Annotated in this window: 22 protein-coding genes and 14 tRNA genes; 31 read left to right on the plus strand and 5 right to left on the minus strand. The window is 35.8% G+C overall.

Going from position 1 to position 21,365, the window contains the following annotated elements:
- Position 1: 1 nt before the first annotated feature.
- Positions 2–712, minus strand: a complete 711-nt coding sequence (gene deoD / locus DEU39_RS22080) for a purine-nucleoside phosphorylase (protein WP_034693505.1) — start codon at positions 710–712, stop codon at positions 2–4.
- 262 nt (positions 713–974) lie between these two features.
- Here deoD and DEU39_RS22085 point away from each other — a divergent pair, with 262 nt between their 5' ends.
- From DEU39_RS22085 to DEU39_RS22230, 31 genes are all read left to right on the plus strand, one after another.
- The gene (locus tag DEU39_RS22085; protein WP_120233394.1) at positions 975–1,367 is read left to right on the plus strand and encodes a VOC family protein; all 393 of its coding nucleotides are present in this window, start codon (positions 975–977) and stop codon (positions 1,365–1,367) included.
- A gap of 295 nt (positions 1,368–1,662) precedes the next feature.
- The gene (locus DEU39_RS22090; protein ID WP_183037462.1) at positions 1,663–2,319 is read left to right on the plus strand and encodes a hypothetical protein; all 657 of its coding nucleotides are present in this window, start codon (positions 1,663–1,665) and stop codon (positions 2,317–2,319) included.
- Complete coding sequence (locus DEU39_RS22095) at positions 2,306–2,884, plus strand: DUF4919 domain-containing protein (protein WP_120233395.1); 579 nt, start codon at positions 2,306–2,308, stop codon at positions 2,882–2,884. The genes DEU39_RS22090 and DEU39_RS22095 overlap by 14 nt, the downstream gene beginning before the upstream one ends.
- A gap of 12 nt (positions 2,885–2,896) precedes the next feature.
- Complete coding sequence (locus tag DEU39_RS22100) at positions 2,897–4,030, plus strand: AAA family ATPase (RefSeq protein ID WP_120233396.1); 1,134 nt, start codon at positions 2,897–2,899, stop codon at positions 4,028–4,030.
- Positions 4,003–4,743, plus strand: a complete 741-nt coding sequence (locus DEU39_RS22105; protein ID WP_120233397.1) for a hypothetical protein — start codon at positions 4,003–4,005, stop codon at positions 4,741–4,743. The genes DEU39_RS22100 and DEU39_RS22105 overlap by 28 nt, the downstream gene beginning before the upstream one ends.
- A complete protein-coding gene (locus DEU39_RS22110; protein ID WP_120233398.1) occupies positions 4,734–7,112 on the plus strand; it encodes a hypothetical protein in 2,379 nt (792 codons plus the stop codon). Before DEU39_RS22105 ends, DEU39_RS22110 begins: the two co-directional genes overlap by 10 nt.
- Positions 7,102–8,799 carry an APC family permease gene (locus DEU39_RS22115; RefSeq protein ID WP_120233399.1) on the plus strand — a complete coding sequence of 566 codons (1,698 nt, stop codon included), beginning with the start codon at positions 7,102–7,104 and terminating at the stop codon, positions 8,797–8,799. The genes DEU39_RS22110 and DEU39_RS22115 overlap by 11 nt, the downstream gene beginning before the upstream one ends.
- Entirely contained in the window at positions 8,786–9,814 is a 1,029-nt protein-coding gene (locus DEU39_RS22120) for a soluble NSF attachment family protein (RefSeq protein ID WP_228436874.1), read from the plus strand. The genes DEU39_RS22115 and DEU39_RS22120 overlap by 14 nt, the downstream gene beginning before the upstream one ends.
- A 160-nt stretch (positions 9,815–9,974) precedes the next feature.
- The gene (locus DEU39_RS22125) at positions 9,975–10,103 is read left to right on the plus strand and encodes a penicillin-binding protein (RefSeq protein ID WP_120233400.1); all 129 of its coding nucleotides are present in this window, start codon (positions 9,975–9,977) and stop codon (positions 10,101–10,103) included.
- 575 nt (positions 10,104–10,678) lie between these two features.
- Positions 10,679–10,746 (plus strand) — tRNA-His (locus DEU39_RS22135).
- An 8-nt stretch (positions 10,747–10,754) separates the two neighbouring features.
- Positions 10,755–10,828 (plus strand) — tRNA-Arg (locus tag DEU39_RS22140).
- A gap of 68 nt (positions 10,829–10,896) precedes the next feature.
- A tRNA-Lys gene (locus DEU39_RS22145) sits at positions 10,897–10,970 on the plus strand.
- Between the two features lie 8 nt (positions 10,971–10,978).
- Positions 10,979–11,055, plus strand: a tRNA-Arg gene (locus DEU39_RS22150).
- Between the two features lie 64 nt (positions 11,056–11,119).
- Positions 11,120–11,191: transfer RNA gene (locus DEU39_RS24585), tRNA-Pro, on the plus strand.
- Positions 11,192–11,197: 6 nt separating this feature from the next.
- Positions 11,198–11,269, plus strand: a tRNA-Glu gene (locus DEU39_RS22155).
- Positions 11,270–11,274: 5 nt separating this feature from the next.
- Positions 11,275–11,348: transfer RNA gene (locus DEU39_RS22160), tRNA-Ile, on the plus strand.
- Between the two features lie 217 nt (positions 11,349–11,565).
- Positions 11,566–11,647, plus strand: a tRNA-Cys gene (locus tag DEU39_RS24590).
- A gap of 206 nt (positions 11,648–11,853) precedes the next feature.
- Positions 11,854–11,940: transfer RNA gene (locus tag DEU39_RS22165), tRNA-Tyr, on the plus strand.
- A gap of 77 nt (positions 11,941–12,017) precedes the next feature.
- Positions 12,018–12,089: transfer RNA gene (locus tag DEU39_RS22170), tRNA-Glu, on the plus strand.
- A gap of 365 nt (positions 12,090–12,454) precedes the next feature.
- Positions 12,455–12,528, plus strand: a tRNA-Leu gene (locus tag DEU39_RS22175).
- Between the two features lie 87 nt (positions 12,529–12,615).
- Positions 12,616–12,688, plus strand: a tRNA-Leu gene (locus tag DEU39_RS22180).
- 85 nt (positions 12,689–12,773) lie between these two features.
- A tRNA-Gln gene (locus DEU39_RS22185) sits at positions 12,774–12,845 on the plus strand.
- Between the two features lie 7 nt (positions 12,846–12,852).
- Positions 12,853–12,923: transfer RNA gene (locus DEU39_RS22190), tRNA-Trp, on the plus strand.
- Between the two features lie 108 nt (positions 12,924–13,031).
- A complete protein-coding gene (locus DEU39_RS22195) occupies positions 13,032–13,517 on the plus strand; it encodes a ribonuclease H-like YkuK family protein (RefSeq protein WP_062675669.1) in 486 nt (161 codons plus the stop codon).
- 36 nt (positions 13,518–13,553) lie between these two features.
- Complete coding sequence (locus tag DEU39_RS22200) at positions 13,554–13,925, plus strand: cyclic-phosphate processing receiver domain-containing protein (protein WP_120233401.1); 372 nt, start codon at positions 13,554–13,556, stop codon at positions 13,923–13,925.
- Positions 13,925–14,488, plus strand: a complete 564-nt coding sequence (locus DEU39_RS22205; RefSeq protein WP_120233402.1) for a DinB family protein — start codon at positions 13,925–13,927, stop codon at positions 14,486–14,488. The genes DEU39_RS22200 and DEU39_RS22205 overlap by 1 nt, the downstream gene beginning before the upstream one ends.
- Positions 14,489–14,493: 5 nt before the next feature.
- A complete protein-coding gene (locus tag DEU39_RS22210) occupies positions 14,494–15,510 on the plus strand; it encodes an RNA ligase, Rnl2 family (RefSeq protein WP_120233403.1) in 1,017 nt (338 codons plus the stop codon).
- 194 nt (positions 15,511–15,704) lie between these two features.
- Positions 15,705–16,268, plus strand: a complete 564-nt coding sequence (locus tag DEU39_RS22215) for a metallophosphoesterase family protein (RefSeq protein WP_062675543.1) — start codon at positions 15,705–15,707, stop codon at positions 16,266–16,268.
- Positions 16,269–16,349: 81 nt separating this feature from the next.
- Entirely contained in the window at positions 16,350–16,892 is a 543-nt protein-coding gene (locus tag DEU39_RS22220) for a 3'-5' exonuclease (protein WP_120233404.1), read from the plus strand.
- Between the two features lie 117 nt (positions 16,893–17,009).
- Positions 17,010–17,564, plus strand: coding sequence for a 3'-5' exonuclease (locus DEU39_RS22225; protein WP_120233405.1), 555 nt, complete (start codon positions 17,010–17,012; stop codon positions 17,562–17,564).
- Between the two features lie 43 nt (positions 17,565–17,607).
- Positions 17,608–18,642: a hypothetical protein gene (locus DEU39_RS22230; protein ID WP_120233406.1), complete on the plus strand. Its 1,035-nt coding sequence runs from the start codon at positions 17,608–17,610 to the stop codon at positions 18,640–18,642.
- A gap of 13 nt (positions 18,643–18,655) precedes the next feature.
- Here the strand turns inward: DEU39_RS22230 and DEU39_RS22235 are convergent, their stop codons facing one another.
- Genes DEU39_RS22235 through DEU39_RS22250 form a run of 4 tightly spaced genes read right to left on the minus strand, consistent with a single transcriptional unit; the run spans position 18,656 to position 20,769 of the window.
- Complete coding sequence (locus DEU39_RS22235; RefSeq protein WP_120233407.1) at positions 18,656–19,555, minus strand: alpha/beta fold hydrolase; 900 nt, start codon at positions 19,553–19,555, stop codon at positions 18,656–18,658.
- Positions 19,556–19,993, minus strand: a complete 438-nt coding sequence (locus tag DEU39_RS22240) for a DUF1330 domain-containing protein (protein ID WP_120233408.1) — start codon at positions 19,991–19,993, stop codon at positions 19,556–19,558. It lies immediately after the preceding gene.
- 4 nt (positions 19,994–19,997) lie between these two features.
- Positions 19,998–20,336, minus strand: coding sequence for a GIY-YIG nuclease family protein (locus DEU39_RS22245; RefSeq protein ID WP_120233409.1), 339 nt, complete (start codon positions 20,334–20,336; stop codon positions 19,998–20,000).
- A 7-nt stretch (positions 20,337–20,343) separates the two neighbouring features.
- Entirely contained in the window at positions 20,344–20,769 is a 426-nt protein-coding gene (locus DEU39_RS22250; protein ID WP_062675537.1) for a MarR family winged helix-turn-helix transcriptional regulator, read from the minus strand.
- Between the last annotated feature and the right edge of the window lie 596 nt (positions 20,770–21,365).

A 21,365-nucleotide genomic window follows, 5' to 3' on the forward strand; every position in this document is an offset into this window, starting at 1 on the left:
CTTACAAACTCTTTATAGCCGATTCCAAAGCTAGTTCCATCATTGGATTCAAAGCTGTTTCTCTTTCATCAGCAGAGATTTTTTCGTGGGTAGGAATAATATCCGTTACCGTAAGAATAGTCGCTGCATTTTTTCCTAAATGCTGAGCATTGGCAAATAAACCAAAAGCTTCCATTTCTACTGCAGGACAGTTGTATTTGGTAGCAATTTCAGGAGTGTTAGGATCTTTTCTGTAGAAAATATCGCTACTGTGGATATTGATGGCTTTAGCATTTAAAGATAAATCTTTAGCCGTTTCGTTGATGGTATTAAAGATATTCCCCTGGTGAGAAAGGATTTCGTCTTCAATTCCCCATGCATATTTGGCATACGTACTTTCACTGGCAGCTTTGTCAATATTTAAGATATCAAAAAGTTGAAGATCTGTATTGTAAGCACCACAAGTTCCGATTCTGATGATCGTATCTACTTCATATTCTGTAAATAACTCAAAAGAATAGATTCCTATACTTGGGAAACCCATTCCACTCGCTCCTACAGTGATTTCTTTACCTTTATAAAGCCCTGTATAATAAAAAATACCTCTGGTTTTGCTTACCAGTTTAGCATTTTCTAAATAATTTTCAGCAATATACTGTGCACGAAGCGGATCCCCCGGCTGCAATACTACTTTAGCAATTTCTCCTTTTTTTGCACTGATGTGAATACTCATAATGTTTTTTTGAATGGGACAAAGATAATAACTTTTAGTTTGTTTATATAATTACGAAAATGGAAACAATGAAACCTCTTCTTATTAATAGAATATATAAGATATTATTAATAAATGCTTTAAATAATATTTTAAATAAAGTCCTTTGTATAATCCAAAACCTAACCTTGTAAACAGAGAACAATAAAAGAATAACGAAGAGCAGGTATCGTGAAAGCAGACCGGCTACTTTTGCAGAAGTAAAACATTTAACATTTTAAAAGTGAAAATAGAGCATATTGCCATTTGGGTGAAAGATCTTGAACAATCCAGAGCATTTTATCAGAAATATTTTGGAGCAGTTTCCAATGAAAAATACCATAATCCGGTTAAAAACTTTCAATCCTATTTTTTAAGTTTTGAAAATGGCTGCCGTCTTGAAATCATGACCAGACCGGATATCAAAGAAAGCGAAAACTCTTATGAATCCCAGCAGTACGGAATTATTCATCTTGCATTTTCTGTAGACAATAAACAAAAAGTAGACGAACTTACAGAAATACTGAGAAAAGATGGATATAAAGTGGCTGGAGAACCGCGTACCACAGGAGACGGATATTACGAAAGCGTCATCCTTGATCCGGAAAATAATATTATTGAAATTGTATCACACTAAGTCATTACGAGGAGCTTTAGCGACGAAGCAATCTTTAGTATAGTAATAAATATGTAATTTCAAACCTTGTAGGTTTTTAAAACCTAAAAGGTTTAGATTGTAAGAATTACCTTGCTGAAAACCTCACATTCAGCGAATTCGAAATGTTCTCACGCCTTAAAAAGTATTACAATGCTTACTCACTGGCGCCTTTGCGCTTTCCAACCTTAGGATAACTTCAAAGAATCCATATTTAAAAAGAATCTTCTCCACAAAAATTTTATTCTCAACGAAATAATTTTATTTTTGTTAGATCATGGAAACCAAGTCACCGTTTTTAGACACGATATTTTTGCTTCGTAAGGAAGAATGTATTACTCTTTTTTCAAACTTACAGCAAATTTCCCCTCAGGAAGAGGCGGAAGCAGGAGATTATTTTGAAGCTGAATTCGAAAAAGAAAGACTTGAATTTTTATCTGATCAATTGACCTGCAGCAAAGAAACCGCTGTTTGGGCTGCCAAGGTGCTCTACCATAGTGCACAGCTTTATCTGATCAGAGAAAATACAGAAAAAAATATTGACAATCTTATTCCCCGGTTCAAAGGAACACGGGATATTCCTTCTATCTTATCTGCAGACTTGTCACTGAGATTTTTGCCACAGGTAATGACTGCTTTACATACTGTGGATCCCGAAGATGCTTTAATCCCTATGCTGGAAAATATTCTGACACAGTTTCACTATTCCGGAGTAGGGTATGATCTTGATCTGAAGAACGTGAACTGGACAGAAGAACTGCAAGACAATACGTACAGGAAACTTTATCTGGAAAGAATTGTTGAAAAAAGAGATTATAAACTTGCGGAAATTCCGTTCATTAATAAACTACTAATAGCCGAATTCGGAATGTACAAAGATGCATTCTGGCGAGAACTAAAAACTATAACCGAACACCATAATGAAAACGTATGAGAAAGTATTTGAATTTTTAACCGACCCTACAAAAGAAACATTCCTGAAATGCCGTGAACTGGTGATCAGTAATACGGAATATGATCCCTATTCCGAAGATATTGAAAACTTACAGGATTTACTGAATGAAGGGAAATTTGAAGAGGTTATACAATATGTCAATGTCAATATTTTACTGAGTCCCAGAGCGCATATCTGTAAATATTTTGCTTACAAAGAACTGGGGGACGAAAAAGGACGGAATATTGAAATGACCATAGCACAGCTTATCTTTGATTGCCTTGAAAAAACCGGAGACGGAACCAAAGATTCTCCTTATATGATCACAAGAATTTCCGACGAAAGAGATCTGATCAGACATCACTTCAATAAACAGGATGTTTCACAAATTCTGGTCAAAGATGGAGATAAAATAATGGATGTACTTACACTGGATGACGGAACACAGCTGTATTTCGATATCAAAGTGCCTTATCAGAGACTGGCTTTTTCATTCAATAAAAGAAATGAACAGGCAGAAAATAAAGAAGAGAAAAAACCGAAGAAAAAGTGGTGGAAATTTTAATTTTTAAAATCAATGAACCAGAATATAAATCAGCTTAATACAGTCCTTAACTACGTAAAAGATACTTTTGTAGGTAAAAATGATGTCGTAGACCTTTTAGGAATATGCCTGTTGGCAAGAGAAAATGCATTTTTATACGGACCTCCGGGTACGGCGAAATCTGCGATTGTCAGAACACTTGCCAAAACAGTGAAAGACGGAAAGAATTTCGAATATTTGTTAACCCGTTTTACAGAACCGAACGAGATTTTCGGACCTTTTGATATCAGAAAACTGAAAGAAGGTGAACTTTTGACCAATACGGAAGGAATGATGCCCGAAGCTTCCTTGGTTTTTCTTGATGAGATCTTCAATGCGAACTCGGCTATTTTGAATTCCCTTCTGACAGCACTCAACGAAAAAATATTTAAAAGAGGAAAAGAAACCAAGCATCTTCCTGCACTGATGTTTGTAGGAGCAAGTAACGTTCTTCCGGAAGATGAAGCACTCAATGCATTATTTGACCGTTTTCTGGTAAGAATTAATGTAGACTATGTCAATCCCGAACTCTTACAACAGGTACTTTTGGCCGGAAGAAAACTGGAAAACGAAGAAAAAACGGAAATTCCGGAAATCCATGCTGACGAAATCAGACAGCTTCAGAGTTTGTGTAGAACCATAGATCTTAAACCCATTTATGAAGTCTATCTGAACACAATTATGAGCCTCAGAAATACAGGGATTGCTATTTCAGACCGTAGAGCGGTGAAACTTCAGAATCTGATTGCAGCAAGCGCCCTGATCTGCGGAAGAAAAGAAGCCGTAATTTCTGATTTGTGGGTGTTGAAACATATCTGGGATACCGAAGAACAGATTGAGATTCTGGAAGGAATTATCAACAGGACGATTGAGAAGGATGATCATCCGGATTCCCATCCACAGGCCATGCAGAACAAAACTCCCAATCCTGAAGAAGTTATGAAAGACGTAAAAATTCTTGTAGAAAAATGGAATGAAGGAATATTAAGTTTTGAAGAGCAGAATGTAATAAAAGATAAATTGAGATACCTGCAGACCCGTTGCGACTGGATCAGAAATCCGGAGCAAAAACAATATATCCAGCAAGAAATTGAAAGCTTATGGCAGAAGATTCTTCAAAGCGTTTAAAAGAATTCTGGGCGGAAATTCCCCGTGCTGATGAAGATTTTCTGGGTTCCATCAGAGACTGGAAGAATATTCAGATTGCTGTAGAGGATGAAACGATCTGGCTGAAAGGTTTTACAGACGAACAAGCGATAGCCTCAGAAATACAACAATTGCCGGACTTTATTCTGTATGAACTTTGTGATGGACTTTTATTCAGAAAAGAGGCTTTGGTTCCGAGTAAAAAAATGCGGACAGCTTTGCTCTGGATTCCTATAGACAAAGCATTGCAGCTTAGTCTTCCCCCTTCAAACCAAAACTATTTTGGGATTCATGAACAGGTTCGGATAGAACTAAAAGAAAGCAATGAAGAACATCCGGTTATCGCTTTGCTGAGCAACATTGCCGATATTAAAGAAAGTATCGCTGCACTACCGAAGTTTAAGCTTGAAAAAATAAAATGGACAGTTCTGGGCGATAAAGCCCTGTTTATGGGAACTCCATTATTGAGCTTTCCCGGAAAGACCTACTGGACAAAGGATAGACATTTATTGCCTGCAGGTCTGGATTTTGAATTTAAAAACCTAAGCACACTGTTGCAGCAAAAATATAATCAAGAGGAAGGATGGCTGCTGTGGGATGGAAATGGGAATTATCTTTCAATAAAAGAAACAGACTTCCGTCCATTATCCGTAAGCTCATTCCGCCTGACAGAAAAATCAAGAGAATGGAATTAAAGGCTTATTTCCAGTCCTATGAAAATTATTTTTGGGAATGGAAAACTGATGAAGATGTTCCCGGTGATTCCGGTTATCATGAAAACAATCTCCTCTCCATTCCCGGAGTAGGAGCCATAGCTTACAGGCCTTATCTAATGGAGATACTGAAAGAGCTTCAGCCGCAGGGATGGCCTCCGTTCGGGGCATTGCTTATGGTTTTGTATGCGATGCAGGATGGATATACGGACTTTGCAGGCCCGCTAAGACGTACAGCTGAGTTTTATAGCGGTGAAGATTTTGAGTTCAACGCGGAAAAGCAAATTGAATTCCTTGAAAAAATAAAATCACTACCCAAAGTTTATAAGGAGAAACAGAACAGAATTGTATTGCTCCAGACTTTGTTCAACAATAGTCATAACAGGGTGGCCTCTCTTCATGCGGATATTTATTTAAAGATCTATTATAAACGACCGCAGGAACTAGCGCTCAGTGCAGAAAAACAAGACGAAGGTTCAATAGCTTTAAACAAAGATCTAAGTGCTTTGAACCTGAACGAAAAATTTCCTACGGTGCAATCCATTATTGATGCCATGAAAGGATTGGTTCATGAGCCGGAATTGGAGGATGAGGTGGTAGAAGAAGAGACAACTGCAGATAGCCATAAAGATTTTATCAAAGAATTAATTGATGAACCCAAGACTTTTCAGATAGGAAGCCTGATCAAAAGAATCTGGAGCGGCCTTAAAATTCCAATGCGTCATCTTTCTCCCGGAGAGCAACCCATTGGAGGAATTTCCGATATGACCAATAAAGGAGATTTTCACAGAATGCTTCTTTCCGAATTTGCCAATGAAGATGATGTCTTTATAAATCGTGTTGCCAATAACGAAGCACTTTATATTCAAAGAGAGATTCCGCCTGAAGAAAATATTTTTGAAAGAATTATCCTGATTGATACTTCCCTTAGAAACTGGGGAACACCGAAAGTATTGGCTTATGCCTCTGCAATAGCCATTATTAAACATCCCAAAGCTCATTCTGAATGTAAAGTTCTTGCTTTAGGGCAGGCAGCAATTCCGATTTCGCTGAACAAAGTGGAAGAAGTGGTGGAAAATCTTAACCAGGTAAGTCCGGTTCTGGAAGTTTCGGAAGCACTGGAGAAGTTTTTTAACGAACATCATTCACAAAAAGATATTGAAGTGTTCTTCATTACCCATCAGGATAATATGGCTGATGAGGAAATTCAGCGGGTTGTACATCAGAATAGGGATAAATTGAAGTTTTTGGTAACAACGGCTTCAGATGGTGAAATCAATTTTTACAAACATCATAAAGGAGCAAGAAAGCATATCCAGAAAATAAAACTTCCATTGCAGGAGCTGTGGGCCAATCCGCCGCAACAAAAACAATCTGTTCAGAACTTCAATGGAAAGAAAACAGATCTTCCGCAAAACTATCCGATTTTATTTCCAACGCCGGTTAATAAGATTGCTAAGTTCTTATATGAAGGAGAATTTTTCATTTTGAGTTCAAAAAAGCAATTACTGAAAACTTACCTTTCTGATAATTATTACGACAGACATTCTTACGATTATTATAAAACATTTCATGGCTGTGAAGTTTTGTTTGATAAAATTTCCATAAAACCCAAAGGACAGTTTGCCTTGGCAAAAAACAGACAGCAACACTTTATTCTGTGTCAGTATCATCCTGAACAGAAACTTATTTTAAAACTTAATCTTAATACCGGAGAATATTCTGACCAGAATCTTACAGGGATGAACATTCCGGAATTTTACAGGTTGATTTATTTTGGACGGAATTTTTATCTTCATCATCCGGACAACCCTACCCATTACAAAATCAATATTGATGGGAATATTTCTGTAGAGCCTATTACCGGAAAGGATAAAGAATTTGAAAAAAATAATATAAAAGCAGAAGCAGAAGTTGCCAGGTTGAAAGGAAGTGGACTGAAGGTGATCAATAATTTCAATAAAATAGGAATCAACAAGTATAATAACCTCGTTGTTTCTGGAAATGAACTATATAGTGCTACGGAAAATACACTTGATTTTTCCAAAAATAAATTTGATATCAAAATTTTCGCAGAGCAGAATAAAAATAAATTTACATTTCCTGACGGAAGTGAAATCATCACCGACTCTCGGGGAATGCTGACGTTCCGAAGCAGTAATAAGAGTATCGAAGAATTCTTTATTCCATCTACATTGGGTGGTTTTCTCTCGTTAGCTACCTATACGGAATTCGGAGGATCAGAATATTATCTTCCGGAACATGCCCTGTTGAAAGTAAAAACAATGGATGATATGTGTGACAGGTTTTTAAAACCGTTTATAGAACAGATTTTGGATTATGGAGCTTAGAATAAAACCTTTCCCGAAAAATAATTATCCCAAAAAAGGACTTTTAATCAAAGGTTCTTCACCTGTGGTATGGCTTCAGGAAATGGAAATCCTTGGTATTAATTTAAGTCAGGTAAAATCTTTTGCCATTCCGGCAGACAGTCCCAATGTGCTGTACGGTTGTTTTCTCATTTTTAATGATCATGCTCCGCATGAAATAGGCAGGAATGCTTATTTTCAAAGTGTGGATGACAGGCTTTTTATCCCTGAAAATACAACCTTTTATCCCAAAATAAATCCTGAAGACTGGGCACAGCTTGATTCACGTTTTCTGATTATGCATCCCGAATTCGGATTGGTGAAGCTGTCTGAAGAAATCGACTGGATTTCATTAATTCAACAACCTGAAACCATAAATGAAACCATCAGAAAGCCTCTGAACGGAGTTTCAATCCCTCAGAAAATAGAAAGCTACACGGTGGAAATGGATGATGAAAAAGTAATGGAAGCATTACAACCAAAACAAACCGAAGAAGAATGGATGAACAACCTGCCGTTTGATCTTAAAAAAGTAATGGCCGGAAATAAAAAAGAAATAGAAAAATACTTAAAATATATTGAAAAATACCCTGAAAGAGCAGTAGATTTAGGTGTTTCCCTGGACGTAATGGGAACTTCCAGAGGTGATGGATTTGGTAAGTTTACCTGGCTGGAAGGATTATTTGGTGGCGGTGCAGGAGGCAAAAAGGAAAGTGCAGGAACCAGAAATTTTCGCAGAGTATTCTGGGCAGTCATTATTGCCGCTATCGTTTTAAAGATTGCATTACCTTCAGATAAAAATAGTTCGGAACAGGATGAAAACACTCCTTCTTCAGGAAAGATAGCAAATAATGCAGTAAAAGCACCTTCTGATATAATTGCTTTCCAGTCCGGGACGTCGGAAATTGATCTTAAAATAGATTCAATGTATCACCAGCAGAGAAAGGGATTATCCAAAGAGCTTATTCATGCAGGAATCATTGAATCCAAAACAAAAGAAGACAAAGAAAACTATAAAAAAGGTGGCGGAAGAGATGTAAGCGAAATAGGAAGAGATATCGAAAAGCTTGTTAATAAAGAAAAACAGAGCAGAGATTCACTCAAAACCATTTACACCCAAAAAATCACAAAACATCTTGAACAAAAAACTGAAAATCTGAAACGTAAAATTTCAGATTCTCTAAAGCAATATACTAAAGGAAAACCGGTGAATGATGATGTTGTAAAATACCTTCTCAAAAAAAGGAAGGCATTGATGGCTGATTCACTAGGGAAACTTTACGGTACACTGGATATCGTAGATCCTTCTTCTGTGTCAATTGACAAGTCTAAAGTAAAAGGAGTGGGTTCAGAAGGAACTCCTTTAAAAAAAGAAACTCCCGTTTCAGATATTCTGTATATGGTAATCCTGATGATTGCTGGAGTGGGATTATACTCATTCCTGTTTAAAAATAAATCGTTAAACCTTGGCGGAGACAATGTACCCGGCTGGGTAAAGTTTGTTTTAATTGCCATTCTTGTAGCCATGCTTGTATATTTATTTTATCCGCTGGTTAAAATGTTTGGGTACAACTGGTTTGTGTGGATTCTGGTAATTGGTGTGCTGTTACTTCTTTACCGTCTTTTCAGAGAAGATAAAACCATTTTAAATTCCGATGATGATGAATAGACAGAAATTTATAGACAAATTTATGGCAGCATTTGTGCTGCTGGCCATGTTTAAGATTATCGGAATTGTAGCCCAGCTGTTCCATGAAAGTTTCTGGAGCGTAGTGGGAACATTGGTTATTTTCTTAATTGTAGCGTTTATTATCCTTATTGTGATCACTTCTTTAAAAGATAAGGAGCAAAATAGCAAGAACTCAGTTGGAAGAAAAGGCAGCGGAAGCAGTAATTTCTATCTGGAAAATTCACTCTTTGACAAAATCAGGAGCAAATATGAAGAACTTGCCGAAAAATACATAGCCGAAAAAGATTATAAAAAAGCAGCAAGAGTCTATATGAACCTGCTGCAGGATAATTACAGAGGTGCAAAAACACTTGAAAATGGAGGGCTTTATAATGAAGCAGCGGTAGTATATCTTAAAAAACTGAATAATAAATCCGATGCTGCGGTTTGCTATGAAAAGGCAAAACAGCATAAAAAAGCTATTGAGCTTTATAAAGAAATGGAGCAGAAAGAAAAAGTGGGAGATCTTTATAAAGAAATCAATGATCTTAAGAATGCCCATCACTATTACCAGCTGGTAGCAGATGATTATACAGGAAATAATCAGATGGTGAAAGCCTCTTTAGTCTACCGTAAAAAAATGGAAAAAACAGAAGAAGCACAGAAAGTGCTGTTGAAAGGATGGGAAGAAGATAAAGATGCTTTCAATTGTTTGAATAACTACTTCGCCAATATCTTTGATATTAAAAAGCTGGAATCAGAAATTATGAATTTATACGAAAAAACTCCAGACAATAAAAAGATTACTTATCTTGATGCTATGAAATATGAATTTAAAAAATCTCAGGAACTGCATGCCGTAACAAGAAATATAGCTTACGAAATCATTGCTGAAAAAGTAAACACCCGTTCTGAAATTGTCAACGAACTGAAATTTTTTAATCCCAATGATGAAGTGATTCTGAAGGATATTTCAAGATTCAAAACAGCAAGAAATAAAATGTTCAGGAATTAAATTTTAAAGATTCAAGAATTTAAAAATTAAAGAAAATTCAGCTTTATCAAATCAAAATTTAATTGATTCCTTTATGTCCCTTTGCTTATCTAAAACTTTCCCAAAATTGTGAATATTATAAAATAATATCAAAAAAGATTTATCTTTGCAACAGAAAATTATGACAATACAAAGAGCACATATCAATGCAGAACTATGCGAAAGTCCTTCTAATAAAGGATTATTCGGGTATGATGAGGTGATATGGAATGAGGCGAAATGTGCTGACTTTGGAAATTATTTACTGTAAACTTGTAAAAAATTAATCAAAATACAACAGAAACGCCTCGGAAAACCGAGGCGTTTTTTGTTTTGTAGGTCAGAAATTATTTAGAATGAAAAAAAATAACCATAAACATGAAAAATTTTTAATAAACAATGAAACTTTAATACGATAAAATAGAGTGATAAGCAACCCGGTGAGAGACAGTCATTTAGGTAATTAAGATATCTGCAAAATATTGCGGACAGAAATTCTCTATGCTAAAAATAACATATAATAAATTGATTATCAATATTTTAAGTTAAAAATTTATTTGCGGATTCCAAAAATTCATATTTACTTTGCAACCGAAAATTGAAAGCAACAGGTTTTCAGGATTCAGTTAAAAATAATTTAGAAACAAACAAAAATAAAATGAAACAGTTACACAACATATTCAATCAATATTCAAGACTATTCGGACAGAAGCCGACAGGTGTTGCATGTATTCTTGAAAGTGAAATTGTGGATAAAAGGTGCTTATATACGTGGGTCAGCTAATGATCTCTTACGTTTAAATATATGAAGCGCCTCCCGAAAAGAGGCGCTTTTTTTATGGTTTCTTTAGCTTATTTGGTAAAGCGCCGGTCTGTGGAACCGGAGAACAGGGTTCGATCCCCGGAGATACCCAAAGGAGAAAATCTCATGGCTCAATTGGATAGAGCGTCGGTTTACGGCACCGAAGGTTGAAGGTTCGAGTCCTTCTGAGATTACAAAGAATGTGAATTTTAAAATTGACAAGCGAAGCGAATTGATTATTGACTATTCACGACTTTAAAATAATCCCATAGCTCAAATGGTTAGAGCACCGGTCTTTTAAACCGGGGGTTGAAAGTTCAAATCTTTCTGGGATTACAAAAAACGGTTCCGTAGCTCAACTGGACAGAGCATGGGTTTTCTAAACCCAGGGTTAGAGGTTCGAATCCTCTCGGAATCACCAAAGGTTCATGGAAGATTTCCCATCCGGCTGTCTCCCGGAAAAGAAACAGAAGTGAACCTCAAAGCTGGAAAGATAACGGTGGTTGTTTACCCGTCTTGGACGCGGGAGGTCGCAAGTTCGAATCTTGCTTTCCAGACAATTGGTTCCATTAGCATAGTGGCAAGTGCATCCGGCTTTCTACCGGACGACAAGGGTTCGATCCCCTTATGGAATACAAATGATTTCGTAGCTCAAGTGGTTAGAGTGTCGGTCTGATACACCGAAGGTTGAAGGTTCGAGTCCTTCCGGAATTACAGTAACTAATTGTTAATTGTTTCAGGAGAAAAAGTAAAAGTTTGTCGAGAGCAGAAGATCTTTACGCCAAACACGAAAAATAGAGACAGGCTTTTCTTCTCTCCGGATGAATTAAAAGTTAAAGAATATCATTTATAAATTTTTAGGTAAAATAAAGTTTGTCAGGCGCAGAAGTTCTTATATCAAACAATTTTAGACAGACTTTATTTTTAATCTGATGGTTCGCCGAAGTGGAAGAGTCGGGGCGGTCTGCAAAACCGTTGTGTAAACTGAGTGGGTTTGAATCCCATAGCCATCTCAAAGTAAAAACTATAGGAAATATAAGCATCTTTTATCAATGATCTTTTATCATCTATAGCAAAGAATATCCTTTATTAATAAAAGAAAAAGGCTGTCGAGCGCAGAAGATCTTTAACCAAACATTCAATATAAAGACAGACCTTTTCTTTTTAATGGTAAAATGAGGAATTACTTATGAATATGATTAATTGCTCAAAAAAATCCGGAAGTACGCCGAAGTTGGAGAGTCGGGGCAGACTGTAAATCTGTTGCTTCATTGCTGAGTAGGTTCGAATCCTACTACTTCCACCAACCACAAATAATGTAATGGCAGCATGCAGGAAATGTACTCTTGTTGTCCAGGTTCGATTCCTGGTTTGTGGATTAACGCTCTATTCGTCTAACGGTGAGGACGCCTGCCTTTCGAGCAGAAAACAAGGGTTCGATTCCCTTATAGAGTACTGGATGTGAATAGCTGGTCAATATTGAATTGATTTAATACCATGAAAGTTCAGATTTTATTGAAAAAATTGGCCAGTTACCATTCACGCAAAAAAATGAAGAAAAGAGAAAAAGGACTGTCGAGAGCAGAAGATCTTTAGTCAATAAAAACAGACAGCCTTTTACTTTTTTAAACAAAATACATTAGGAAATGAGAAAGGTTTGTCAAGCGCAGAAGATCTTTACAAACACTAACAGGCATAGTTTATTATCAGACAGAGCTTTCTCAAACCTAGATATACTATGAGTAATAAGTAATGAGCAATAAGTAAATACCCATGGATTTTCATTAAGAATTACCGATTACTCATTACTAATAAGATACGCCTCTCTATTCCAATTGGCAGAGAAAACGGCTTTAAACCCCGTAAAGTCCCAGTTCGAATCTGGGGAGAGGTACAGGATATAAGTGATTGAAGAACAGTGAGTAATAATGAAAATAAAAATATTACTCATTACCAATTACTCATTACTTATAAAAAACCTGCGGGAATGGTGGAATGGCAGACACTCTTGATTTAGGATCAAGCTTTTGAGGGTTCGAATCCCTCTTCCCGTACAAAAACATAAATGATAAGAGATTAATGATCAATGATTGCTGAGCACTTCATCAATTATCGATCAACATTTATCAATTATAAAATTGATTCATAGTGTAATTGGCAGCACACAAGATTTTGATTCTTGGAGTTTAGGTTCGAGTCCTAATGAATCAACAATTTTACTCTGATAGTGTAATGGCAGCATCTCAGTCTCCAAAACTGATGGTATCGGTTCGAGTCCGGTTCGGAGTGCAAAGTGAATAGTCAATAGTGAATTTTGCTTTGCAAATGAATTTAAAAATATTGACGATTCACAATTCAGAAATTAATTTAAAACAAAATTTAAAACATGTAGAAAAAATGGAAACGCAACAACAAACATGGCAGAATATGAGTGGAAAAATTTTCCAGCACTCTATCACACAGCTGGTAGAAGAAGCCATCATTCGCGAACAGGCCAACGGACACCGTCTGAAAGTATGTGTGGGATCAGACTCTCATGTATACGGAGATGCCATCAACTATGCTACGGCAGTAGTATTTATTCGTGAGGGAAAAGGAGCGTTTACCTTTATTAGAAAAGAAAGAGAAATACAGAGTATCAGTATCAAGGAGCGAATGCTGAATGAAGTCAACAAATCCGTTGAAATTGCATACGCGATCTGTTCTGTGCTGGATGCTTATGGTGTGGAAATGGAGGTACACGCAGACATTAATACCGACCCGGATTTTAAATCCAATGTAGCATTAAAAGATGCCATGGGTTATATTCTGGGAATGGGATATGTGTTTAAAGCAAAACCTTACGCTTTCGCAAGTTCCAACTGTGCTGATATGATGGTGTAATAAAGCTGGAAGCTTAAAAACTATAAAAATTAACTCATGGAAAAAACAAAAAGATTATTATTTCTGGATGATATAAGATACCCGATCGAGGCTTATCATTATACCCAACAGGATATTTTCCTCAGAAGTGACTGGCACATTGTTCGGAATTACGAACAGTTTGTCAACAGGATCTTGGAAAAAGGACTCCCGGAAATGATATCTTTTGACCATGATCTTGCAGACGAACACTATTTGAAACAGAATTCTCAGGAATTTGTTGAGAAAACAGGATACGACTGCGCCAAATGGCTGGTAGAATATTGTATGGATCATTATCTGGACCTTCCGAAATTCTATTGCCACTCCATGAATCCGGTAGGAAAGGAAAATATCCTAAACCTGCTGCAAAACTTTAAAGAATTGTAATGGACATTTTAAGATTTATTGAAGATATAAAAGCACATCTGAAGCTCACATTTGATAATGTAGACGGATGGTTTCAAAAAGATAAAAAAACGTTGAATCATCAGCCTTCAAACGGAGGCTGGACGATTCAGCAGATTTTAGAACACATTTATCTTACGAATTTTTATCTGCTCATCCTTATCGAAAAAGGGTCCAAAAAAGCAATGAAGAATTCTTTAGATCTTGATCTGGAATCTGAAATAAAAAACTACAGTTTCAATAAAGAAAATTTTGACAAAGTAGGGGAGCACGGTGCCTTTGAATGGATAAGACCAGAACATATGGAGCCGAAAGGAGAATTAAGCTTAGATGAAATAAGAAGCTTAATAAACCAACAATATCTTCAATGCGTACACTATCTTGAAGTAATGAAAAATGGCAAAGGACTCTTGTATAAAACGACAATGACAGTGAATGACCTGGGGAAAATTAATGTATATGAATATATTTATTTTCTGTCACTCCATGCTCGAAGACATATTACCCAGATGCAGCAAAACGAATCAGAAATGATTAAAAACTAAACAAAATGATTTTCAAAACATATAACGCTATAGAAAATGCTTACCAGGCCCGCGTGATCGAACAGATCAGGATGCAGGGTTTTGGGGATGAGGTTTTCATCGTACAGGAAAAAGTTCACGGAGCTAATTTCTCTTTCTTTACCGACGGAAAGGAAATTAAAATCGCAAAGAGAACTGCTTTCATCGAAAAAGATGAGAAATTTTTCAATGCCCATCAGATGTTGGAACGCTACAGAAAAAATGTAATAGAAGTGTTTCAAAAAGTGAAAGCCATTTACCCGAATGTAGAAACTGTAGTGATCTACGGTGAATTGTTCGGTGGTGGTTACCAACATAAAGAAGTAGAACCCGTAAAAGATGCTGTAAAAGTACAGAAAGGTATTGAATATGCACCTTACAACGAATTTTACGCTTTCGATATTAAACTGAATGGAATTACCTATTTGGATACAGAAGTGGTCAATCAGATTTTTGAAGAGACAGGATTTTTCTATGCTAAAATTTTGTTTCAGGGAAGTCTTGAAGAAGCTTTGAAATTCCCTAATGTTTTCAATTCAAAAATTCCTGCTTGGCTGGGATTACCCGAATTGGAAGACAATAGGTGTGAAGGAACCATTGTAAAAACTTTGAAAACCAGATACTTTGGAAACGGAGCCAGAATTATTCTTAAAAATAAGAATGAAAAATGGGTAGAAAAATCCAAAATGGTTAAAAAAGAGGGTAAAACTGTTCAGAAACAGATTCACTTCAGCGAAAAAGCTCAGGAGATCTGGGAGGAAATCCAAAAATATGCTACAGCCAACAGATTGAATAATGTGATAAGCAAAATTGGCGAATTCGAACCTAAAATGATAGGTAAGGTAATAGGTCTTTTTTCACAGGATATTTTAGAGGATTTCCAGAAAGACTTCCCGGCAGCTTTTGCCACTATTGAAAAAGAAGAGCAGAAAAGGATCAACAAAAAGTTGAATTCTTTAGTCATTGATTTTATAAAAGAAGAGTTGATGACTCTTAAAGTATAGTTTCGGTAATTTTTTACCGAAACTTTTTTATGTATAACAAGTAACCATCAAAGTCAGAAGAACGAAAACACTTCATTGTATTAAAGAGAAATAGGACTCATGAAAGTGTGACAATTCCCATCCTTTGGAGGGGTGGCGAAAATTCAAAGAATTTTTGACGGGGTGGTTTTAAAAAGAAAAAAACAATTAAAAAAATGAAACCCAATATATTTTTTACAGCAGACCATCATTTTGGTCACGAGAATATTATAAAGTTTTCAGAAAGACCTTTTGAATCACTGGACCATATGAATGAAGAACTCATTAAAAGATGGAACGAGAAAGTTGAGCCCGGTGATACAGTCTACCACTTAGGAGACATGAGTTTAGGCAAACCGGATTTTACAAAAGAGGTTTTAGACCGGTTACATGGCAATATCCACCTGATCAAGGGCAATCATGAAGGAGCGGCTCTCACTTATCCCAAACGATTTGCTTCCATCAGAGATTACCACGAACTGAGAATTGATGAAGCAGATCAAAGTAATGGTAAACAGAAAATCATTCTTTTCCATTACGCCATGCGTACCTGGAATGGTTCACACCGCGGGGTCTGGCAATTATACGGCCATTCACACGGAACTCTACCGGATGATGAGATGGCACTCAGTTTTGACGTTGGGGTAGATTGCCACAATTTTTATCCTGTTTCCTACGAGGAAGTCAAGGAAATAATGAAGAGGAAAAAATGGACGCCTCCATTTGCTCCCAGAAATTAACAATTAACGATGAAAATGAAGCTTGAGGATATGAGAAGTATAAACCTGACTCACTTCTAGCTTCTAATTTCTAAAAAAATCATGAAAACAACCAATGAGATGATAATCATCGATCTGGAAGCTACATGTTGGGAAAACGACAGAATTCCCATTGGGCAGCAGGTCGATATTATAGAAATAGGAATTTGTAAATTAAACTTAACATCAAAAGCAATTTCCCAGAAACAAAGCATCTATGTTATTCCGGAACGGTCAGAAATCAACAGATTCTGTACACAATTGACCGGAATTACGCCGCAACTGATAGAAGAAAAAGGAATCTATTTCGAAGAAGCCTGTGAATTAATCAGAGATCAATACCATTCCGCACCACTTACCTGGGCAGGATATGGAAACTTCGACGGAGAGCAGATCATAGAACAATGTGACTGGCTCGGGATAACCAATCCTTTTTCAGAAAATTATATGAATGTGATGCATGAATTTAAAAGACATTTCAAATTGCATAAACAAATAGGGCTTAAAAGAGCTTTACATTATTTGAATATGGATTTTGAAGGCACCCACCACAGCGGAGCAGACGATGCTTATAATACAGCCAGAATTTTAAGTAAGATTCTGTAAATAGTCAATTTCAAATACTGGAGGACAGATGCTGGAGGCTGGAAGTAAATGAGACAATAGTAAAAATTTCTTCTTTCTGCATCCTCTTCCAATCTTTAACAATTAAATTTTAGACAAGTGAAAACAACAGAAAATATATTAATAGTAGACCTTGAAGCAACGTGTTGGGATAACCGCCCGCCAAGAGGTCAGGAAAGTGAGATCATTGAAATCGGGGTATGCATCATGAATGCAAAAACAGGTAAGATCTCTAAAAATGAAGGAATTTTAGTAAAACCCCAGTATTCAAAAGTAAGTCCGTTCTGTACGGAATTGACTACTATTACCCAAAATATGCTGGATCATGAAGGCATTATGCTGGATGATGCTTTCGATATCCTAAGGGCAGAGTATGATTCGGAGGAACTGACTTGGGCGAGCTACGGAAACTACGATCTGAATATGCTTCAGAATCAGGCAAGAAGATTCTACACAGATTATCCAATGAGTGATGACCATATCAATGTGAAGACATTATTTGGTGAAATTCATCCTACAATCAGGAAAAGTGTCGGAATGAACAGAGCTTTGGGTGAACTGGGTATGACTTTAGAAGGTACCCACCACAGAGGAGTAGATGACGCTAAAAACATTGCAAAGATTCTGCATTGGTGCCTCCAAAAGTCCCGATAAAACTTTTAAAATTCATATATTTAAATATCTTGATTCTTAATATATGATTAAAGAATATAATGTGCTGGAGCATATCAGAATGCGACCTGCAATGTATATAGGTTTTCTGAACCACTTAGGCTACAATGAATTAATAAGCTATTTTATTGAAGATTTTATTCAAGCAGAAATCTATGATATCACTTTCATCCTGAAAAAAGATAATAGATTGGTTATGAAATGGATCAGTCCTGAAAGAACGCTTTTTAATACAGAAGTCATAAAAACTATTGATCAGTACAAACAGGGACAGTTTTATTTATCATTGGCAGGTATTATTGCATTGACAGAGTATTCTACGATTGAGATTAATAACTTACCTGTTTTGCAATCCGAAAAAGGGAACTTTAAGATTTTGGACAACATACAGCACATTGATAATGAAGAAACCTGCAGATGGACAATTGATTTCATTCCTGATAAAGATATTTTTAAGGACTTGATATTGAGTTACCGCGTTTTGAACAATTTGTTCAGAAGGTTTTCATTTTTGGATTCAAATATGAAAATAAAAAGTATTGATGAATCTGGAGATGAACAGCAGATTAATATTTTTCATTACCCAGCTGGTTTAGCTGAAATCATAGATGATGAAGTGCAAAAGAGATTGCCATATAATTCCTATTTTTTTACATTGAATTTTCGGAAAAAAACAGAGTTTTCATATTCGGTAGCATTTGCCTTTGCAGATTACCAGATCTTTACACCTAAAATCAAGATGTACGCCAATTATAAAGAAACCATTTTGGGAGGATCTTTACTGGATGGAATTATACAAGGATTCAAGATGTTTTTGAAAGAGGAAGCCGTAAAGAGAAATATAGAATTAAATATAAGTACAGCAAGACTTAAAAAATACCTGTTGCTTTATGCTTCTGTACAAGGAGAACTTACTTTTTTGGGTTCAACCAGATGGAAGCTTGGAACTCCGAAAGTGCAGACGGAAATTAAGAACTTTATGTATGAAGAACTGAAACTTTATTTTGCCAATAATGAAGATAAGACAATTCATATTATACAAACTTTACAGGATGAATAGTAAAAGGCTCCCTTTAATATGGGAGCTTTTTGTTGATAATACTGACCATACTTTCACTGATTGTATCAAATAATTCCCTCGGAATAAAATGTCCCATTCCTTCAATAAGCAGCCATTTGGCACCCGGAATAGAATCCGCAATATCTTTTCCGCAATCAGGATGAAAGATCAGATCGTCTGTTCCGTGAATGATTAAAGTTGGAGCAGTTATTTTCTTTGGCACTTCAGGATTATACTGAAAGGAAGCCATTGCTAAAAGCTGCCGGATAATTCCGTTTTTGGTTCTTGAGCGTATAAGTTCCTCTTCAAGCAAAGCTTTTTCCTGATTCGAATCAAAAATATATCCCGAACCCGATATTTTTTTTGCAAAACGGATCTTTTCTCTTAGATACTCTTCTTTCTGAAGAACAGGATCAGCAGACACCTGTGTCATCATAGCCATCACTTCCGGATCAGGTTTGGGAAGGGAAGGATTCATAGAAGTAGACATGATGATCGTCAATGATAAAACTCTTTCAGGATAATAGGAACCTAAAAGCTGTGCAATAATTCCTCCCATGGAACGTCCTGCAATATGAGCTTTTTCAATATTTAAATGATTAAGAAGGCCAATAACATCATTCGCCATCTCCATTAAAGAATAAGAAATCCCTTCTTTACTGAGCATTGCAAAAATCTCTTCAATCCTTTTATCAGAAGGTATTTCCCTTTTTGAATTAAAAACAGAACTCCCCGAATCTCTGTTATCAAACCGAATCACCCTGAACCCTTTTTCAACCAACAGATCACAGAATGTGGTATCCCAACGGATCATCTGACTTCCTAATCCGGGAATTAATACAATGACATCAGAATTTTTTTCGCCAAATACCTCATAGCATAATTCCACATCATTCATTTTGACTGTTTTCATTTAATCCCTTTGTGTATTTAATAATACTTCTTCCAATGGTAAAAGTCTGGAATCTTCTACCGCAGCCATTCTATGTCCCATAATTTTCATATAAGCTTCATTTTTTTCGAAACCGAAAAAATCATTAACACTTTTTTGTTTGATTAAGAGACACAGATCCCAATATTCACTTTCAGGACCTATCAGAAACTGGTCTCCCTTTCCAATAAATAAAATTTCTCCACCGCTTTCCTTTAAATAAGGTTCCGTTTCCCTGATATAAGTAAGATAGGCATCCCAACCACTTGTTTGCTCATTGGGTTTCAGATCCGGATATTCTGAATAATTTGCTTCCTTCTTTAATTTGATGAGGTTAAGATTAATGATGGCTCCTTTTATATTTTTAGTAAACAGATGTTTACCTGCCTCAAAAGTTGGAGATAAATATTTTTTTGACATCACTTTAATATAATTCTGTAATGAGTCCGGAAATATAAGACTGTTCAGCCTTTTGAATCTCTTTACGATAGTTGATAAATTCATTGTTTTGATCCGGAACAATAACGACAAACTCAAAAGTAAAAGAATCATTTCCCAACTCAGTCCATTCTTTCTGTAATTGTGGATGGGTAAATAATCCTCCGTTTAGCAGAAATTTCATCTTGTTCACCAGAGCTTCCAGGTTTAAAGAACCCTGAACGTATTTTTTCCCGTTTGAAATGTTGGTAACAGCAAGTACTCCCATTGTTGTTGTATGGTCTTTTGCCCTTTCTCTTAGTTGTTTTTTTAATGCATTTTTCATCTTTTCATTATTGTATATTTCCTCCTAAATCAAATAAAAGCTCATTGACCATGCGTAGAGATTTACCTTTTTTGGAAGAAAGAATTTCTTTGGTAATATTTTCTGCGCTTAGCTTAGCTTCTTCAAATACTTTTTTACCGTTAGGAGTGATGACCACATAACTTACACGGGCATCTCTTTCGTTGCTTTCTCTGGATACAAGTCCGATTTTTTCCAATGGATTCAATAAACGGGTAACTCCTGATGCGGTAAGACCTATTTTTTCGGCAAGATCTATTCTTCTCATTTTGCTCTCAGAGGAAGAATAGAGCACATAAAGAATAACAAAGTCATTGAATCCCAGGCCATGAACGCTCAGAGAATCAAATTTTCTGGCAATTACAGATTGTAGCTTATTGATGTTTATTAAGAATAATAATTCTGTGCTTATCATTGAAAAGTATTTGAGTTGTCAAGTATTTTATTTTGCAAATATATAAAATTTAGCGAATTACAATCCTGTTTTTATTATTTTAAAAAAAATTAACGTATTAGTAAGCTAACATAATTGGTTATAAGGTATCTTAAATTCTGGAATTAAGACACCAAATGTTGTGTAAATATCATTATATAACGCTTTTAACCACTTTTTTATTAATATATCTTTAAACAGGGAATTGTTTTTATGTTATCAACGGCTTTGATAGCCATTGTTTTAATTAACTTAATATTTGTTAAAAAAATCACTTTTATGGGATAATTTACTGTCTGTCAGTCATTTTTTTTTATTTTAGCCGATAAGAATGAGTTTATGCTTATTGATAAAGGTTTTCAGGTGAAAAATTTAAACTGTTGACGTATTGTAAAACAGGAAACGATTACAAATAACAGAATTCCGGATATGGCAAGACACCTGTTGATATTGTCAGTGAATTCTTTGATCGTTATATTCCTGATAATACTTCTTTTTTAAATACTTCATTCAATTTTATCAAGGTGTTTATGATAATAATCTGATGAGAATTTTATATGTGGTATCCTGTTTTTCAG

The organism is Chryseobacterium sp. AG363 (assembly GCF_003610675.1).
GTDB lineage: Bacteria > Bacteroidota > Bacteroidia > Flavobacteriales > Weeksellaceae > Chryseobacterium > Chryseobacterium cucumeris.

Bases quoted from the DNA above. Each gene is read 5' to 3' on its own strand.
- DEU39_RS22210 (WP_120233403.1), top strand. From the start codon at position 14,494: ATGATTTTCAAAACATATAACGCTATAGAAAATGCTTACCAGGCCCGC.
- DEU39_RS22205 (WP_120233402.1), top strand. From the start codon at position 13,925: ATGGACATTTTAAGATTTATTGAAGATATAAAAGCACATCTGAAGCTC.
- DEU39_RS22235 (WP_120233407.1), bottom strand. From the start codon at position 19,555: ATGAAAACAGTCAAAATGAATGATGTGGAATTATGCTATGAGGTATTT.
- DEU39_RS22090 (WP_183037462.1), top strand. From the start codon at position 1,663: ATGGAAACCAAGTCACCGTTTTTAGACACGATATTTTTGCTTCGTAAG.
- DEU39_RS22215 (WP_062675543.1), top strand. From the start codon at position 15,705: ATGAAACCCAATATATTTTTTACAGCAGACCATCATTTTGGTCACGAG.
- DEU39_RS22125 (WP_120233400.1), top strand. From the start codon at position 9,975: ATGACAATACAAAGAGCACATATCAATGCAGAACTATGCGAAAGTCCT.
- DEU39_RS22120 (WP_228436874.1), top strand. From the start codon at position 8,786: ATGATGATGAATAGACAGAAATTTATAGACAAATTTATGGCAGCATTT.
- DEU39_RS22105 (WP_120233397.1), top strand. From the start codon at position 4,003: ATGGCAGAAGATTCTTCAAAGCGTTTAAAAGAATTCTGGGCGGAAATT.
- DEU39_RS22220 (WP_120233404.1), top strand. From the start codon at position 16,350: ATGAAAACAACCAATGAGATGATAATCATCGATCTGGAAGCTACATGT.
- DEU39_RS22195 (WP_062675669.1), top strand. From the start codon at position 13,032: ATGGAAACGCAACAACAAACATGGCAGAATATGAGTGGAAAAATTTTC.
- DEU39_RS22240 (WP_120233408.1), bottom strand. From the start codon at position 19,993: ATGTCAAAAAAATATTTATCTCCAACTTTTGAGGCAGGTAAACATCTG.
- DEU39_RS22110 (WP_120233398.1), top strand. From the start codon at position 4,734: ATGGAATTAAAGGCTTATTTCCAGTCCTATGAAAATTATTTTTGGGAA.
- DEU39_RS22250 (WP_062675537.1), bottom strand. From the start codon at position 20,769: ATGATAAGCACAGAATTATTATTCTTAATAAACATCAATAAGCTACAA.
- DEU39_RS22100 (WP_120233396.1), top strand. From the start codon at position 2,897: ATGAACCAGAATATAAATCAGCTTAATACAGTCCTTAACTACGTAAAA.
- DEU39_RS22095 (WP_120233395.1), top strand. From the start codon at position 2,306: ATGAAAACGTATGAGAAAGTATTTGAATTTTTAACCGACCCTACAAAA.
- DEU39_RS22200 (WP_120233401.1), top strand. From the start codon at position 13,554: ATGGAAAAAACAAAAAGATTATTATTTCTGGATGATATAAGATACCCG.
- deoD (WP_034693505.1), bottom strand. From the start codon at position 712: ATGAGTATTCACATCAGTGCAAAAAAAGGAGAAATTGCTAAAGTAGTA.
- DEU39_RS22245 (WP_120233409.1), bottom strand. From the start codon at position 20,336: ATGAAAAATGCATTAAAAAAACAACTAAGAGAAAGGGCAAAAGACCAT.
- DEU39_RS22230 (WP_120233406.1), top strand. From the start codon at position 17,608: ATGATTAAAGAATATAATGTGCTGGAGCATATCAGAATGCGACCTGCA.
- DEU39_RS22115 (WP_120233399.1), top strand. From the start codon at position 7,102: ATGGAGCTTAGAATAAAACCTTTCCCGAAAAATAATTATCCCAAAAAA.